At 38.9% G+C, this 17,076-nt stretch carries 11 protein-coding genes; 6 read left to right on the top strand and 5 right to left on the bottom strand.

Going from position 1 to position 17,076, the window contains the following annotated elements; all coding sequences use genetic code 11:
• The first annotated feature begins 87 nt into the window (after positions 1 to 87).
• Together ABXH34_RS05125 and ABXH34_RS05120 are read left to right on the top strand one after the other, a co-directional pair.
• Entirely contained in the window at positions 88 to 1,578 is a 1,491-nt protein-coding gene (locus tag ABXH34_RS05125; RefSeq protein WP_353570793.1) for a cache domain-containing protein, read from the top strand.
• Between the two features lie 152 nt (positions 1,579 to 1,730).
• Entirely contained in the window at positions 1,731 to 1,934 is a 204-nt protein-coding gene (locus tag ABXH34_RS05120) for a hypothetical protein (RefSeq protein WP_353570792.1), read from the top strand.
• Between the two features lie 103 nt (positions 1,935 to 2,037).
• Here the strand turns inward: ABXH34_RS05120 and speA are convergent, their stop codons facing one another.
• The 5 genes from speA to panD all read right to left on the bottom strand — a co-directional run bounded on the left by speA (position 2,038) and on the right by panD (position 11,401).
• Positions 2,038 to 3,927, bottom strand: coding sequence for a biosynthetic arginine decarboxylase (gene speA, locus ABXH34_RS05115; RefSeq protein WP_353570791.1), 1,890 nt, complete (start codon positions 3,925 to 3,927; stop codon positions 2,038 to 2,040).
• Positions 3,928 to 4,114: 187 nt separating this feature from the next.
• A complete protein-coding gene (locus tag ABXH34_RS05110) occupies positions 4,115 to 8,875 on the bottom strand; it encodes a choice-of-anchor D domain-containing protein (RefSeq protein ID WP_353570790.1) in 4,761 nt (1,586 codons plus the stop codon).
• A gap of 369 nt (positions 8,876 to 9,244) precedes the next feature.
• Positions 9,245 to 10,015: an exodeoxyribonuclease III gene (xth, locus tag ABXH34_RS05105; protein ID WP_353570789.1), complete on the bottom strand. Its 771-nt coding sequence runs from the start codon at positions 10,013 to 10,015 to the stop codon at positions 9,245 to 9,247.
• Positions 10,016 to 10,033: 18 nt separating this feature from the next.
• A complete protein-coding gene (locus tag ABXH34_RS05100; RefSeq protein WP_353570788.1) occupies positions 10,034 to 10,654 on the bottom strand; it encodes a nucleotide-binding protein in 621 nt (206 codons plus the stop codon).
• A 366-nt stretch (positions 10,655 to 11,020) separates the two neighbouring features.
• A complete protein-coding gene (panD, locus tag ABXH34_RS05095; protein WP_353570787.1) occupies positions 11,021 to 11,401 on the bottom strand; it encodes an aspartate 1-decarboxylase in 381 nt (126 codons plus the stop codon).
• 756 nt (positions 11,402 to 12,157) lie between these two features.
• Between panD and prmA the strand changes: the two genes are divergently transcribed.
• The 4 genes from prmA (at position 12,158) to ABXH34_RS05075 (ending at position 17,008) form a co-directional block, all read left to right on the top strand.
• Positions 12,158 to 13,039 carry a 50S ribosomal protein L11 methyltransferase gene (prmA, locus tag ABXH34_RS05090; protein ID WP_353570786.1) on the top strand — a complete coding sequence of 294 codons (882 nt, stop codon included), beginning with the start codon at positions 12,158 to 12,160 and terminating at the stop codon, positions 13,037 to 13,039.
• 4 nt (positions 13,040 to 13,043) lie between these two features.
• The gene (locus ABXH34_RS05085; RefSeq protein WP_353570785.1) at positions 13,044 to 13,760 is read left to right on the top strand and encodes a DUF3426 domain-containing protein; all 717 of its coding nucleotides are present in this window, start codon (positions 13,044 to 13,046) and stop codon (positions 13,758 to 13,760) included.
• A 393-nt stretch (positions 13,761 to 14,153) separates the two neighbouring features.
• A complete protein-coding gene (locus ABXH34_RS05080) occupies positions 14,154 to 16,247 on the top strand; it encodes a heavy metal translocating P-type ATPase (RefSeq protein WP_353570784.1) in 2,094 nt (697 codons plus the stop codon).
• Positions 16,244 to 17,008: a maleate cis-trans isomerase family protein gene (locus tag ABXH34_RS05075; protein WP_353570783.1), complete on the top strand. Its 765-nt coding sequence runs from the start codon at positions 16,244 to 16,246 to the stop codon at positions 17,006 to 17,008. The genes ABXH34_RS05080 and ABXH34_RS05075 overlap by 4 nt, the downstream gene beginning before the upstream one ends.
• The last annotated feature ends 68 nt before the right edge of the window (positions 17,009 to 17,076 follow it).

The following is a 17,076-nucleotide window of genomic DNA, read 5'->3' as shown; positions in this document are numbered from 1 at the left end:
TTGTCTGTTAAGCTGCTTGTATATCCCATTTTTTCTCAATCCAATCTTACTTTTCTTTTCAGTTTAACACTTTATTAAAGATGTCAAATGGGTTCTATAGGTAAAACAACAGGCGAAGGTTTTATTCATTATTATTGGCGAAAATTAGGCTATGAAGAGCCAAAACAAAAAATTTCCTATATGAAGCTGTTTAAACCCTACAATTGGATTTTGGGTACTGGGATTTATATTGAAGATACCGAAGATTTATTAAGGCAGCAAGTTGCTGATTTATTAACCGCTTACCGTTATAGCTTAGGTAAAACTAAAGATAATTATTTATTTGTTATTACTGAAAAGGGCTATATGGTGCGTAATCCCACATCCCCTGAACTGAGTAATACCAATATTCTTGATATTAAAGATATAAATGGCAAATTCTTTATACGTGAATTTATAAAAGTGATTGATGAGAAGCAGCAAGGCTTTGTGCAATATTATTGGCCTAAACCTAACCACCCTGAAATTGCAGCAGAAAAATTAACTTTTGTGAAAAAATTCAAGCCTTTTAATTGGATTATTGGTACGGGTATTTATTTGGAAGATATTGGTATTAAGGAGATGCAAGCTGTTTTAGAGCAAGAAGCTAAATATATTGCTTGGACTAGCGCATTGATTGGCTTGGTATTTTTAATTGTTGGCAGTTTGATGAGTATGAATTTAATTAGTTTTGTTATCAAACCACTGATCCAAGCCCGTCATGTTGCAGAGAGAATAACCAAAGGGGATTTCTCTAAGAAAACATCATATCATTCTAAAGATGAAATCGGTGAATTAGGTTTAGCTATCAATATAATGGCAAAACAACTACAAGAATCATTTACACACTTAATGTCACTTAATAAAGAAAAAGATGAATTTCTGGGGATTGCTGCCCATGATTTAAAAAATCCGCTACAAGCCATCCAAGGTTCAGCAGAATTAATTGAGATGTCACTAGAGTCTGAGCAGTTTAGTAGCAAGCAAGAAGTGGTTGAATTTGCAAAGATGATTAATATTAGTGCTGAACGTATGTTTGACCTCATCACTAACTTACTGGATGTGAATATGATTGAAGCAGGAAAATTGAAAATTAATTTAGAAACCTTAGATATTTTGCCTTTATTACAAAAAATTGTAGATGAATATCGGGAAAAAGCGCAACTTAAAGGTATTGCTATCCACTTCACCCTAGAATCAAAGCGTTATATTGCGTATACAGATGTCAATGTGATGCATCAAGTATTGGATAATTTAATTTCTAATGTGGTCAAATATTCACCTTTAGGCAAACAAGTATTTATTTGTATTTCAATGCTAGAACAACAGATTAGAATTGACATTCAAGATGAAGGGGTTGGATTTAGTCAAACAGATCAAGCTAAACTATTTGGCAAGTTTACCCGCTTAACAGCCAAACCAACAGGCGGTGAGGATTCTACAGGTTTAGGATTATTTATTGTCAAAAAATTAGTGACTGTTTTGCAGGGGGAAGTCTGGTGTGAAAGTACATTAGGCCAAGGTGCAACCTTTATATTGACTGTACCAAAGCAAATGTAACAAAATATTCTGGGGATTATTAGCAGCGATAGCATCATAACTTATGATGGTTTTTTAACTATTTTGAGTTAATGCTTTAAAAAGCTAAACCTGTTAACATCACCGACTTATCAGGTTTAGTTGTAAACTGTCATTTTTAAGGAATTTTCATAATGAAGTCTATTTTATATTCAATCTTACTTATTGGGTTTGTCCTTGGATTGTCTGCTTGTAATAAAGAAGAGGCTGAGCCTAACGTGAGCCAACCTGCAACACCTGAAAAATTAGAGGTGATTCAAAAAGCAGAACAAGTTGAAGATATTTTAAAAGAAAAAGCTGAAGCAGATAAACACGTCATTGATGACGCAACTCAATAATACCTAGTTCCTGCCAAAAATTGTAATATTGGTGGGAATATCGCTCATCTTTGTGAAAAATCATCATACAGGTTAATATCCTGTAAGCCTTTGTTTCACACCACTATCCCTCTAAATAAGTATATCCCATCAGCCCAGAATCCAACTCTCGTAAATACGTTTGTTTTTGAGCATAAGTTAATGTTGAAGCATGAATCCGCTTTCGATATTCATGACGTAATAAACTAGGGTCAATATTGACATAACGCAACATATTTTCCACTCTATCTCCTTCATGTGGTTCAACTAAAGTGTAATGACCAGCATCATCAATTTGCACACTGACTGAATAAGTATCACCAAATAAATTATGAATATCTCCCAACACTTCTTGATATGCACCAACCAGAAAAATACCGAGTAAATAATCTTCATTTTCCTTAACTTCATGCACAGGCAGACTACTTTCAACCCCTTCCCCATCAACATAATGAGTAAATTGGCCATCAGAATCACAGGTTAAATCTTGCAGCTTAGCCCGATTAGCAGGTTTTTCTTGTAAACGATGAATCGGTATAATGGGGAATAGTTGGTCAATCGCCCATGCGTCAGGAGTAGATTGAAACAATGAGAAATTACAAAAATATTTATCAACTAATTTATCATTCAATTCATCTAAAATATTCCGATGCCCACGCAAATTGGCTTGTAATAAGTTTTTTACTTTCCAACAAATCGCATAATATAGTTGTTCTGCTTGCGCACGCTGATTCAAATTCAATAAGCCATGCGTAAACATTGAATAGGCTTCAGTCAGCAAATACACTGCATCATGATACACTTCTAACACCGAGCGTTGATTAAGGTTTTCTAAACCATAGCGTAAATCTTGTAAAATTTGCGGATCATCGTCACTGGGTGCTTCTATTAATTCCGCTCTTTGTGGTACGTGCTCGACATCGATCACATTAGTCAGCAATACCGCATGATGTGCCGTCATGGCGCGACCTGATTCTGAAATAATATCAGGCTGAGGTAAATCATAGGCTTGGCACACATTGTACAATTCATGTACTACATTATTGGCATACTCTTGCATGCTGTAATTGATGGAGCAATGGCTGCGCGAGCGAGTACCATCATAATCCACCCCTAAGCCGCCGCCCACATCGACTATTTTAATCGGAATCCCCAGTTGGTAAAATTCAGCATAATAACGTGCGGCCTCTGTTAATCCTCGCTGAATATCTCGTACATTTGCCACTTGCGAACCCAAATGAAAGTGCATCAGTTGTAAACAATCTAATAAATCTGCCTGTCGCAATTGTTCAATTACAGCGTTGATTTGACTTGAAGATAAACCGAATTTGGCTTTTTCCCCACCCGAATTTTGCCATTTTCCACTGCCAATCGTGGCTAAACGCACTCGAATACCCAGCAGTGGTTTAATCTCCATGTCTTGGCTTTCTTCAATAATCAATTTTAGCTCAGAGGCTTTTTCAATCACGATATAAGGACGTAAACCCATTTGCTGTCCAATCAGAGCTAAACGGATATACTCCCGATCTTTATAGCCATTACAAATGACCAAACCTTGTTTTGCACTTAAACCGATAACGGCCATTAATTCAGCTTTGCTGCCTGCTTCTAGTCCTGTATTTTTCTGACCTGAATTGAGAATTTCTGTAACAACTTGATAGTTTTGATTGACTTTGATTGGATAAATTGCGCTGTAATTGGCTTGATATTCTTCAATTTGCATCGCATTTTCAAACGCTTGACATAAACTCTGAACCCGATGATGCAGAATATTAGAAAAGCGTACTAAGATGGGAAAAGAAAAGCCTTGATTCACTAAATCTTGCGAAAGTTGATACAGGCTAACACTGGCTTGATTTGGAATCGGCGTGACGCAAATTTCTCCCTGCGGATTAATATCAAAATAGCCACTGCTCCAATATTCAATATTGTATAAAGCCCGTGATTGTTGAATGTCCCACAGATTTGTAGTCATAGATGTTTGATGCCGTTAATTTGAGTTGTGGCAAGTTTAGCAAAAGATGGGGAACAGCGGCAGATCATTATGAAAAAGGGTATTAAAAAATTCATGGTTTTTACAACGTAAAAAAGCACCGCCTCAGAACGAGAACAGTGCTTTTATTTAATTATGACTTAACACATCCTTGTGCTAACGACAGTTCCTATTTACCGTACAAAGTTTGTGTATCTCCATTTGGATAAGTTAACACAAAGTCATCAACTTGATCACCATTCACATCAGCCACAGATTCAACACTGAAGTTTCCTGTAGCATCGTTACGAGTGATTAAGTAATCCAATGTACCAGTATAAGTTTCACCTTCAAATTCAAAGCTTAACTCACCTGTTTCAAGCAAGCGCACATCTTGCGCAATGGCAATCAAACCATCCATATCCGCAGGAGCTGGATAATAGACTTGTCTGTAAGCTTGCTCATCTTCAACATAGACAAACGTTGCTGGTAAGTCGCTAGTATATAGGCCTGTTTCTAAATCAGTGGCTTCAGCACTTAAACTTGCACGAACAGCTAAATAGTGTGCCGTATCAACCGAAGTTGCAATTGAGAAATTACCATTGGTGCTAACCTCAATACTGACTGTCCCTAGGTTTACACTAGCAGCAAGCTCAGATAATATTTCGTATAAAACATCTGGTGCTTGTGCCACAGGATGAGTAATCACCCGCAAGTTTGTACCCGTGATAAATTCAATCGATTGAACAGGTGTGACTAATGCCGTTGCATTTAACAAGGTTTGTTGTACATCCCATGTTTGAATTGCAAAACGGATATTGCCTAAATCTAATTGCAAATAACCATAAACAGGATGCTGCACCAATGTCCAGCCTTGCTCTGCTAATAACAGATTCATTGCAGCCAATACGCCGTCACCATCTGCAATAATGTCAGTTGTTAAATTAACAATTAATGGTTGTACAAAGTTTTCAGGCAATGTTAATACAAACTCTGGTAATAATGGCGTTACGGCGATACCAAAAGGAATCAATCCCGCATTAGCAAAGCGTACACCACGCCCAAATATGACACCTTGTTCATAACTTGTGCCTTCACCGAGAATCACACCACTGATAACGCTACCCGATTTAATAATCACATTGGTTAATAAGGTTGGCGCGTTTGCATCACCATTGATTTGACCTTGTAAATAACCACCTGTCAAAGTTGCATTGGCAGAGAAGTTAACATCGATGAAAATACCACCAACGCTACTATTATTAACGATGTTGCCACCTAAGATACCACCACGTAGTTCTGCACCCACAAACTCAAAGTCGTTGAATACACCACCTTGCTCAATGATGATAGTGCCTGATGCTTTACCGCCATTGACTATGGTATTTGCAACAATCGTCAGTTGTGAAATGATGCCGTTATTCACAACATTGCCTTCTAAGTTGCCACCACTAATGGATGCACCTTCATCAATATTCGCGTCAGTGATTGTGCCACCATTGCTACATGCACTACCGACTGCACCACTTACACATGCTGGAGCGGTTGGAACATTAGGATCAATGACAGGAGAAGGTTCTACAGGCAAGCCCGCAGTTTCAGTGACAACACTAAGATGTACTGTTGCTGTGGCACGGGTATCAGGATCAGCTTGAGAAACAACGGTGATAGTTAGGTTGTTATTTTCACCACGATTAGCTGGCAAAGTAATACTTAACGATAAATCAATTGCTTCTAAAGCAGGAACTTCAATTGAGTTTGAAACGCCACTGATACTCCAACCTGCAGTATCTACCGCACTAATGGAGTAAGTATCCGCTTCAGCACCATTGTTAGCCACAGTGACATTCAGCGTCACCGTTTCTAATGGATCGCCTACTAATGATTTAGCTGCGCCAACCGAGACTTCACGTAAGATGGCCGCAGGTGCAACAACAATATTCTCAGCCTCGATAATATCGCTTAATTGTACCCCATCATCTAAGATGATTTCATTTGCAAGAATAGTCACTTGTCCAGCGGCTTTCAGGATTGTTTGGTCAACACCTGTAAAGTCAATTTTGCCATTCTCACCAACTGCTAAGGTAATATCACCTGTCGATTCAATCGTATTTGCACCGATATTACTCATATCTAGCACCCAATCATCACCACCATAAATTGTGATGTCGCCGCCAGAAATACGCGTATTCGCGCCTGCGATACTAATTAAGCTAGGTTCAATCCGTACCCAACCATTATTAGGGCGAGTGCTACAACCATTACCAGATTGTCCTGCTTGGTGAATGCCACCATTTAAGTACACATTAGGCAATGAAACCAGCCACAAGTTACCACCTGCACCTGCTGTTTGATTACCACCACGAACTCGGCAATGACCGCCATTACCTGCGATTGCTTGTGCGCCATTTTGGTTGCGTAAATGTCCAGCACCACCTAATTTACCCCACATCTGAGTTAAGCCGCCTGTACCCGCGATACCTGTACCCGTTTGAGTAATGTCACCGCCATTACCCGCTTGAATTGTACCTTTATTAGTCAGGCCTCGACCCAACACTAAAGCATTACCGCCATCAGCAGCATAGTGAGTCGCATCACCACCTTTACCACCGATGATTTCACCATTGTTGATGATTGGGCCGCCTGAAGCATAGGAGTACCACCAATTTGCATCAGCTTTACCATAAGTTTGAATACTAGAACCCACTTTTAAGATGACACTTGCACCGGGATAAGCACAATTCCCAGAACCGACTTTATCAGGCTGGCATGAAACACCTTGCATTTCGTTTGCACCGTTAAGACCAAGAATATTGCCATCATTTTGGATTAATTCAGAGGCTTGGATGTCGAGGGGCGTACCTAAAATATCAGCACTGGTTAATTCTGCACCTTGCTCAATACACAGTGCACGTACTTTTGCTGATGGAATACCGTTGATGCTATGACCAGAACGGATTTTAACAATATCGCCAGCTCGTGGCACATTAGGTGTTTCAAGCTCACCTGCTTGTAAATTACCCGTCCGTTTCCAAGCATGAGTTGCACCTGTGTATTCACCATTGATTTTTTCAGCCCAACGATGATCCCATTCTGAACCAGCCGTTTCAATTGTGACATTGCTATCATTACATGAAATTGGTGCAGTGGCTGTACCTGTTAAACCCATTTCAGCAGTTGCATCGGGTGCGCTAATGACTAACGAAGCGTTTTTAACCCCAGCAGTCAATGGATTGAATTGAGCGTATATATTACACGTTGCTCCCGGTTTCAATATGCTGTACTTACAACCCCAGTTGTATACTTCAAAGTTATCCGCATCTGAGCCAAGCAGTTTAGTAGAATTAATATTTAAATTAATATTACCTGTATTTCTCACTTGAATCGTTTCATATTGATTGGATGCAAAACCCACGATAATAGGTTCAAAGCTAAACGTTGTTGGTGATAATTCAATGGCAGGTTGGCCAGAACTCACCGCTTCGGCCACTAAATCAATATTGTAGCTGCTGTTGTCACTCAAAGTGACTTTGACTTGGGCTGATTTATTACCTGCACTAGAAGGTTTAAAAACCGGATTGAATGAACAAGACGCATAGGAATTATTGCTCCAACTGCCGCTGTAACACTGTTGATTTTTCAACTGAAATTCACTTGCATCAGCACCAACTAATTGCACACTCGTAATCTCTAAAGCATCACAACCACGCGCATAACTACTGAAATAAGCATACATACTGCTTTCATTGCCCACTAATTCCGTACCAAAATTAGGTGTTTGCGGATAAGTATAAACTTCTTTTTGATAATTACCTGAACACCAACTTGCACCAATACCTTGCATATTGATTTCAGCTTTGGAAGTATCTGGATCATTAGAAAGAATCGTGATTTGTCCTAATGACTCACCGATAGTAGATGGTTCAAAATAAGCAATTAAGCTACATGCACTGCCTGAACGTAAGGTTTTATTATTACAAAAAGCAGTTTCAACAATAAACTGATTGCCAGAAACATCAATATTGCCTAAGCGCAAGATACCTGAGCCTGTATTTTTGAGCTGAATAATTTTTGTAGAGGATTTATCGCCAAGATTAACTGTTCCAAAATCAATTTCTTGCAGTGAAATACTGATATTAGGTTCAACTGCAAAGCCATTCCCTTCAAGCGTAAATGATACTTGAGGATTAGCTGGGTCATTGGTTGTAAAAGACAGTTGCGTTGTTTTTAAACCTGCACTTGTTGGTTGGAATGCAACGTTAAGTGAGCAACTACCAAAATAGTTAACTGAAGTATTAGAGCAGAAATCTTGTACCACAAAATCAGGGCTAGAGAACTGCATATTGCTGAGCTTTAATTTACCTTTACCATCATTAGAAATTGAAAGGCGTTTGTTGCTAGACAATGCGCCTACTTCGATTGTACCAAATTCAATTTTCTCTGATGGTTTGATTTTTGCCTCTGGTAATTCAACACTGATACCATTCAATGGAGCAACATAAGTGTTAGGCGTACCTAATTCATCATATAAGATAATAAGGCTGGCTTCTTTATCACCTAGAGAGGTAGGCTCAAAGGTCACTTCTACAAAGCAATTAGGTTCGTCAAATGTAGTCGGTGTATAGGTTTGATTACTACAATTGTCAGTAATAATAAAAAAGTCTGTTGAACTATAAACAGTGGTTGGCGTGCCTAGAGCATCAACAGGTTTGATTGTCCCAACGTGAGCATACGCATTAATTTGCTTGAATGTCACATTATTAGGACTTTGATTAGCAACAGCAAATGATTTAGGTGGTGAACTTGAATTAACCGCAGTATCACCATAATCATAGAAGGAAGGGGTAACAAAAACATCAGCATAAGCTGATAAGGAAAAGCTCGATATTAACAGCACGAGCAAACACCGCCACAAGGTCAGACCCTGAAGCGCAGAATATCGCAATTTCATATCCTACTCCGTCGAAGATAATTTTGGGTTTATGAGTTATTATGTGATTAAACCAGTCCATAGGGCTGTTTAAATTGATTAAAGGTGAGATATTAATCCACAGTATTTCCCACACAATAACAAGCTCAATGCTATTAATTCTCCCTGTGTATGCTCTGTATGAGTATCAATATATAGATAAACGTTATATTTTATGGAATAAGCGGTTTTATACTTTGCTTATCAATAAGTTAGATTTTATAGCTATGTGGAGTTGCAAGCTTTTATTTTATCCATTTGAAATATAAGTGTTATTTTTTATAGATATTCTAAAGTTATCGAACAAGGGTAGCTCAACAACCTTAGAAAACTTAATTTAAGAAGGGTTATTTAAATGTCGAATTGAGCAATCACGGGGGCATGATCGGAAGGGCGTTCTAATTTACGCGGCTCAATATCAGTTTGACAAGATATGCATTGGGCTTTCAAAGCCTCACTGGCTAAAATTAAATCAATGCGCACGCCTCGATTACGTCGAAACGCAGCTGCTCGATAATCCCACCAGCTAAAATGTCCCGCTTCAGACTCAAATAAGCGGAAACTATCGTGAAAGCCTAAATCCAATAGTTTTTGCAGTGCATCACGTTCAGATGGGCTGACTAAAATACTATCTTGCCAAACCTCAGGATCATGTACATCTCTGTCATCTGGTGCAATATTAAAATCACCTAAAACAATATATTTTTCATGCTGTTGGCGTTCAAATTGTACGTGCTGCTGTAGGTATTGTAACCAATTTAACTTATACGCATATTTTTCTGAACCCACTTCTGAGCCATTGGGCACATATAAATTCAATACGCGCACTCCTGCAAAATTTGCCCCTAAAACACGTCGCTGAGGATCATCTAAACTAGGAAAGTCGGTAATAATATCCGTTGCGGCTTCGCGGCTTAATAGTGCAACACCATTGTAGGTTTTCTGGCCTGCAAACACGGCTTGATAACCTATTTCTTGCAAGGCTTCAGTGGGAAATTTATCATCGGTTAATTTAATTTCTTGTAATGCTAAGACATCAGGCTGCTTTTCTTGTAGCCAATCTATGACATGAGCAAGACGAACTCGCAGTGAATTTACATTCCAAGTAGCTATTGTGAACATGGTAGAACTTTTTTTGATTTATTGATATTCGTAAACAGTACGTGCAAAGCTGTCAAATTCCTTGCTGCCTTTGCCTGATGATTCCATTTCAAATACGGCTAAGCCTTCACTAAATGAGCGTCGATAAACCGTACGTTGACAGAGGCGGGTTTCCAATACTTTAATCCCCGGTAAGCTACGCAAAACGTCTTCCACTTGATCGGATTCTCTTACCGCGGCATGGGTATCTGCACGATTAACAAAGGCTAAAATTTCAGGTGGTTTGTCTTTGACTTCACTGGCAACCAGATATAAAAAACGTTGAGTTGACCATACATCAGCTTGACTGGGTGTCACAGGCACAACAATACGGTCAGCAAATGTGATAACTTTCTTCATTGCCGCCATATTTGCAGTACCCACATCAATGATAGTTTGTGAAGAGTTTAGATGTTTAGGTTTAACATAGCGGGTATAAACTTTGAGTGGCGGTTCATATTTTTCTTCTGCCCGAACCTGAGCAACATCACTAAGTGTCGATTGTGGGTCTAAATCATAGGCAACAACAGTTTCACCTTGTCGGAGTAGCCACAGTGCATAGTTAAAAGTCACAGTGCTTTTACCTGAACCACCTTTTAGATTTCCAATTACTGTTATCATGAGCGCACACTATGAGGTAGGAAACATTAGAATATTCTTATATTAAAACATAGATTTGCCGAAAGTGGTAGATAAAATACAGTTCAAACAGATAGCACCACGCATTGGCAATGCTATTACTTCTATATATTATCTTTTCAGATAAAACCCAAGTTGGCATCAGATATTTAAACAAGGGCGGTGATGAATATGGTTTCACCACCATGATAGTTTATCGAACATATACATTGCACCAAACCTGAAAACCACTTTGTCAGCAGGTTAAGTACAAGTTACCCATTCATTCCTTGTACGTTACTAGAATAGAACGTGTTTTTTAGAAATAGAGGAAAATACTGGAAGAAGGAGCTGATAGCAGGCTCAGAACTAAGCTGCTTGAGTAGGAATATAATTACGAGTATGAGTAATATTATTTAGTTCATCTAAATAAACTAATGTAGGTTTGTGGATGGCGACTTCCTGCGCGGTCAAACTTGCATACGAACAAATAATGATTCTATCGCTAGGACTGGCTTTGTGTGCTGCTGCACCGTTAATGGAAATGACTTGTGAGCCATCCTCAGCGCGAATAGCATAAGTGGTAAAACGCTCGCCATTAGCAAGATTATAGATTTGAATTTGTTCATATTCATGAATGCCAGACAAATCCAATAATTTACCATCAATAGCGCATGAACCCTCGTAGTCTAACTCTGCGTGAGTCACGCAAGCACGGTGCAATTTAGCTTTTAATAAAGTGCAATACATAAACTGTCGTCCTCTTGCGTAAGCAAATCGGCATTATTAACCAATTCACAAAATGCTGCAATGCAAAAAAGTTGTACTATTATAAAAGTTTTTATAACCCTAAAACTCAAATTGCGGAAATACTTGGCTTTTTATGTGTCTCACCAAATATTCCCGCAAGCTGGAATCCATATTATAGACTAATCTTATCTATTTGTCATGAACTTCTGAACCTTTCCAATACCTTAACAACATTATTAACCTACTTTATAATTAGGTTCATATCATTTTCAGCCTGAAAAAAGTTTAAAATCCAATCAATTATTCACTCTATTTGCTTAGCCTGAATCATCTGCTTTCTTTAATTTGAGCATAGTCTGATGAATCCGTCAACATTATGTCACTATTTATGAATAATCCTAATATTTTAATTTGGGGGACATCTTTAGTTTTGGCGTTTTTTCATTTTAAAGAACCTATTTTAAAGCCTTTATTGGACATTCTTCTTCAAGCAGTAAAGATTTGAATATAAAAATAAAATACCTAAGTAATACCCTCACTATTAGACTGAATTTTTCAGGTTCTTATTTAAATAGCGTGCTACCCATTTTGAGATATTTCAAAAAAATCCACATGAAATTACACTCATAGACAATGAGTTGGCAGATTTGTTAAAAATATTTTGTTTGGTTTTGATTCACTTTTAAGCAACACCTTTATGCTCATGAATGCTACACTAGCCAGCTATTTTAACATCACAAAACAACTGATTGACTAATGGCTTGGTTACAAATCACTTTTACTCTTACTGCTGATAAAGTAGATACGCTTTCATCCGTTTTAGAAAAAATTGGGGCTGCATCCGTGACGTTTTTAGATGCGAAAGATCAGCCAATTTATGAACCAGAACTGAATACCACACCGCTGTGGCAACAGACTGAAGTAGTCGCATTATTTGAGCAAGTGGATAATCTTGAGCAGATTTTGGATCAAATCAAACAAGAATATGATTCTATTCCCACTTGTCACACTGAAATAATTGAAGATCAAGATTGGACACGGGTTTGGATGGATGAGTTTCAACCCATGCGTTTTGGGCAACGAACGTGGATTTGTCCTAGCTGGCAGACACCGCCCGAGCCTGATGATATTAATATTTTGCTTGATCCCGGTATGGCATTTGGGACAGGCACACATGAAACCACCGCTTTATGTTTAGAATGGCTAGATCAACATGCTGATTTAATTAAAGATAAAATCCTTATCGATTATGGAAGCGGTTCAGGTATTTTAGCCATTGCTGCTTTAAAGCTGGGTGCTAAACAAGTTTGGTGTACGGATATTGACCTACAAGCATTGATTGCAACGCGTGATAACGCTAAAAATAACGGGGTGGAAGCAGGTATTGAAGTTTGTTTAGCCAATGATTTCCAGCCATTTCAGGCCGATGCTTTGCTAGCTAATATTTTAGCCAACCCATTAATGGGATTAGCAGAATCATTTCATCAATATCTAAAGCCAAATGCACCACTTGTTTTATCTGGCATCTTAAACACTCAAACTGAAGCTGTGATAGAATCTTATGAGCCTTATTTTGTGATTGATGGGGTTGCAGTTAAACAGGATTGGTGTCGAATTGCAGCCCGCAGAGTGAGATAGCACTATGGAAACTCAATGCCCCCATTGTCAAACGATTTTTCGAGTCAATTTAGCCCAGTTAAAAGCAGCTGAAGGTATCGTGCTATGTAGTCAGTGCGATAATACGTTTGATGCGCAGGAACATATTTTAGAAGAAAAGCCGCAAAAACCTGAATCCATTGAAGATATGTCAGATGAGGAATTGGCCGCAGTTATTGAAGAGGAAGAAAGGCATGGCAATATTTCATGGCTTGCTTTAATTTTCTGGTTGACTATAAGTACCTTAATGGTAGCAGGTCTTGCTGGACAATATATGTGGTGGCAAAACCGTGATTTTATTTTGCAACATGAGCAAGCTCGACCGTTGTTAGTTAAATTTTGTCGGTTTGCATTATGTAGTTTACCCGATACGCAAAACATTGAAAAATTCAAGATTATAGAGCATACCGCGATTGTTAAAGCTGAAAAAGAGGATGTGATTCAGTTTAATGCAACATTTAAAAATCAAGCAGGCTTTTCACAGCCATTTCCTAATTTATTGGTCACATTTCAAGATGAAGATGGCCAGTTTACAGGACAGCGTATTTTTAAACCAACGGAATACTTGAAGCGTGAGGCTGTTCCTGAGCCAATGAAACCAGATGCAACTGCACATTTGCAGTTAGACGTGGTTGATCTGCACAATTTAATTGAAAATAATAAAGTGATGGTTGAGAGTTATAAATTTGATTTTGTATTGTAAGGTGTGCTTTCACTTAAGCTAAATAGCCACCAATAAAACAGGTGGCTTATAATGCTCAAAATACTTAATATTTATCAGCACGTAGTCATTTATAACATGCAATTTCTTGTTTTTTAAATAGCATTTCGCCACTGCAAACTTATCCAAAATTCTCACTAAATATTAATAAATTTAGCCTTGATTTTATTAGGCTCTGATTCAAAAAGTAGGCTGCCTTTGCTTTGAGATTTCAGACCCCTATTGTCAAATACCTCTTCCATTTCTGCAATAGACACTTTATCATTAAATAAAAAATTAATTTAATGCTATTAAGTATTGCAGCCGATTTACTTTATTCTAATTTATGCTAGAATGCAGCCCGAATTATTTCTCATCAGCTTAAGGTAAATATTTATGCCACTCATAGGTTTATTGGTTGCTGGCACGGTTGCACTGACAGGATGGAAAGTGACCACTCTCAAGCCGCATCAATCCAAGCAAAATAAGCCAGAGCCTTCGTCCTTATCTGAACCTAATGATGAAGCAGACCAATCATTACAAACATTAGATGTTTCTTCAAATCAAACCATAGACCAAGAAATAAAACACAATTTAATACTTTCTGGTTCATCCTTTGCCCTCATTGCAAGTAGTGCGTTTTTACCATTTCTAGTCTGGCCGGGTATTGGCTTATTAGTTGTACCTTTAGTGCGTTCTATGCGTAAAGTATCTCAACAACTTAAGCAAGGAAAAATAGGCGTAACCTTATTAGATACAGTCGCTTTTATGATGCCGATGATTTTGCAATATTGGTTGATGGCAGCGATGACAGGTACGTTTATCGCAACAGCAAACTGGTTATCACGCCGTACAGAAAGACGTTCTCAAGAAGATTTAGCTCTACTTTTCAGCCAACAAATTCGCACCGCATGGACAGAACATAATGGTGTATTAATTGAAGTGCCCTGTTCTGAATTAGATGCTGGGGATATTGTTGTGGTTGATGCTGGAATGCCGATTCCAGTTGATGGCAAAGTGATTAAAGGCCTTGGGCGAGTCGATCAACAAGCTTTAACGGGTGAGTCTCAACCTGTCGATAAGGCAATAGGTGATGAAGTACTCGCTGCAACCTTATTACTGGATGGAAAACTATTTATTGAGCTACAACAATCAGGTTCTCAAAGCATGGCAGCAGAACTGACTAAGTTGCTCACCAATATGGATAATACACGTCAAGAAAGTCAATCTCGGGCGCAACAATTAGTTGATGACTGGGTACCATTAACCCTAGGTACTTCAGCATTAATGCTAGCGACTCGTGGTGTTAGCAGCTCCTTGGCGGTTGTTTATTCTGGTATTGGCTATCCATTGCGTTATGCAGGGCCAACGGGTGTGTTAAACCATATTCAGCTTGCTGCACATAGTGGTCTTTTGATTCGTGATGGACGGGCATTAGAAACTTTATCCCATGTTGATTTAGTCGTCTTTGATAAAACAGGCACTTTAACCAACACTGTACCAACCGTACACCGCATCACAGGCATTGGTGCATTTGACGCATTAGAAGTGCTACGCATTGCTGCCACCGCTGAACATCATCAAACTCATCCTCTCGCTTATGCAATTTCACAAGCAGCAACCCAATCTGGGATTAGTATCTCTCAAGCTGAAGGTATGAAAGTTGAATTAGGCATGGGTTTACACGTTGAAATAGAAGGAAAAAGTGTATTGGTTGGCAGTGAGCGTTTGCTAAATTCTGAAAATATTGAAGTTTCAACTTATACCCAAGATGTCACGCCAGAAGATATTGTGGTTTACGTTGCAATCAATGGTGAATTAGCAGGCTTTATTGAATTATCTCCTTCGGTTCGTGAAGAGGCTGCTACCGTTGTACAAAGCCTACAAACTTTAGGCGTTGAGGTGATGGTGTTGTCAGGCGACCGTGAGACACCAACTCGTGAATTGGCAACACAGTTAAATTTAGATGGACATTATGCTGAAGTGATGCCACAAGAAAAAGCCAAAGTCATTGAAGATTTTCAAAATCAAGGCCGCAAAGTATGTTTTGTGGGTGATGGAATCAATGATGCCGTTGCATTGCGTACCGCAGACGTATCGATTTCTTTAAAAGGCGCGACCAGTATTGCAGAAAGTGCGGCTTCAATCTTGCTTATGAGTGGTAATTTGGCTGACTTACCTGAGTTATTTAGCATCGCACAAAATAACGATAAAAATCTTAGCCGAGGTGTTGCACTGACGACGGTGACGGGTATTGGCACAATGGCTGGTGTGGTCTTTTTCAACTTGAGTGCCTTTCCCGCAATGGTTATTTACTTGTTGACAATTACAGGCAGTATGGCGAATGCTTCAACCCCATTATTCAACCGCTTAATGCAGCGTAAAATAACCGATTCAAGCGATGATTCTGATGATGCCATCGAAAGAAACAATATATCTGCACCCACATTGCGTCAGTGGGTAGAGCCTAACAACGAGGTAGGAAAATGAGTTGGAATAGAGCCGTTTGTGAAATGGATAACGGGCCTGCTAGTCGTGCTGCGATTGGATTATTGGCATTATCGAGTGACACGGTTTCAGAACCTGAAGTCTCTGCATTCTTACCGCAACAAGGCATTGGTTTTTATACCAGCCGCGTGCCGATGTCAGACATTGCCACGGTTGAATCATTGGCCAGCATGAAACCGAGTATTAAAGCAGCCGCAGATTTACTTGTGCCCAGTGATAATATTGATGTGATTGCTTATGGTTGTACTGCTGCCGCAATTCTAATCGGTTCAGACAATATTAAGCAGACTATTCAAGCAACCAGAAAAACACCCGTAGCGTATTCCGATCCAATGCTAGCAGGACTAACAGCATTACGCACACTGAACTGTCAACGAATTGTATTACTGACACCCTATATTGATGATGTAGGTGATGTCGTCTCAACTCATTTCGAGCAACAGAACATAACCGTTGTGGATAAAGCCAGCTTTAAAAAGTCGGGCGATCCTGAAATTGCACGCATTTCCCCTCACTCGATTTATCAAGCTGCAGTTAATTTAGCACAAGATAAAGAGATTGATGCACTGTTTATTTCCTGTACCGCTTTGCGTGTGTTTGATGTGCTGGAATCTATTGAGCAAAAAATTGGCAAGCCTGTTATTAGTAGTAATCAAGCTTTGGCGTGGCATTGTCTGCGTTTAGCTGGCGATAACAGCATTCTGGAAAACAGAGGCCAACTGTTTCGTACTGCATTAGCTTAATTAATTCAAAAGGGCTTTTCTCAAATAATTATGACTAGTTACTACGCTCAGCATGGTAACTCAGCTTT

Origin of the sequence: Candidatus Albibeggiatoa sp. nov. BB20, assembly GCA_016744725.1 — a bacterium.
In the GTDB taxonomy this organism is placed as follows: domain Bacteria; phylum Pseudomonadota; class Gammaproteobacteria; order Beggiatoales; family Beggiatoaceae; genus Albibeggiatoa.
The sequence above is the reverse complement of the archived record's forward strand: the minus strand, read 5'-3'. Positions and strand labels throughout refer to the sequence as shown.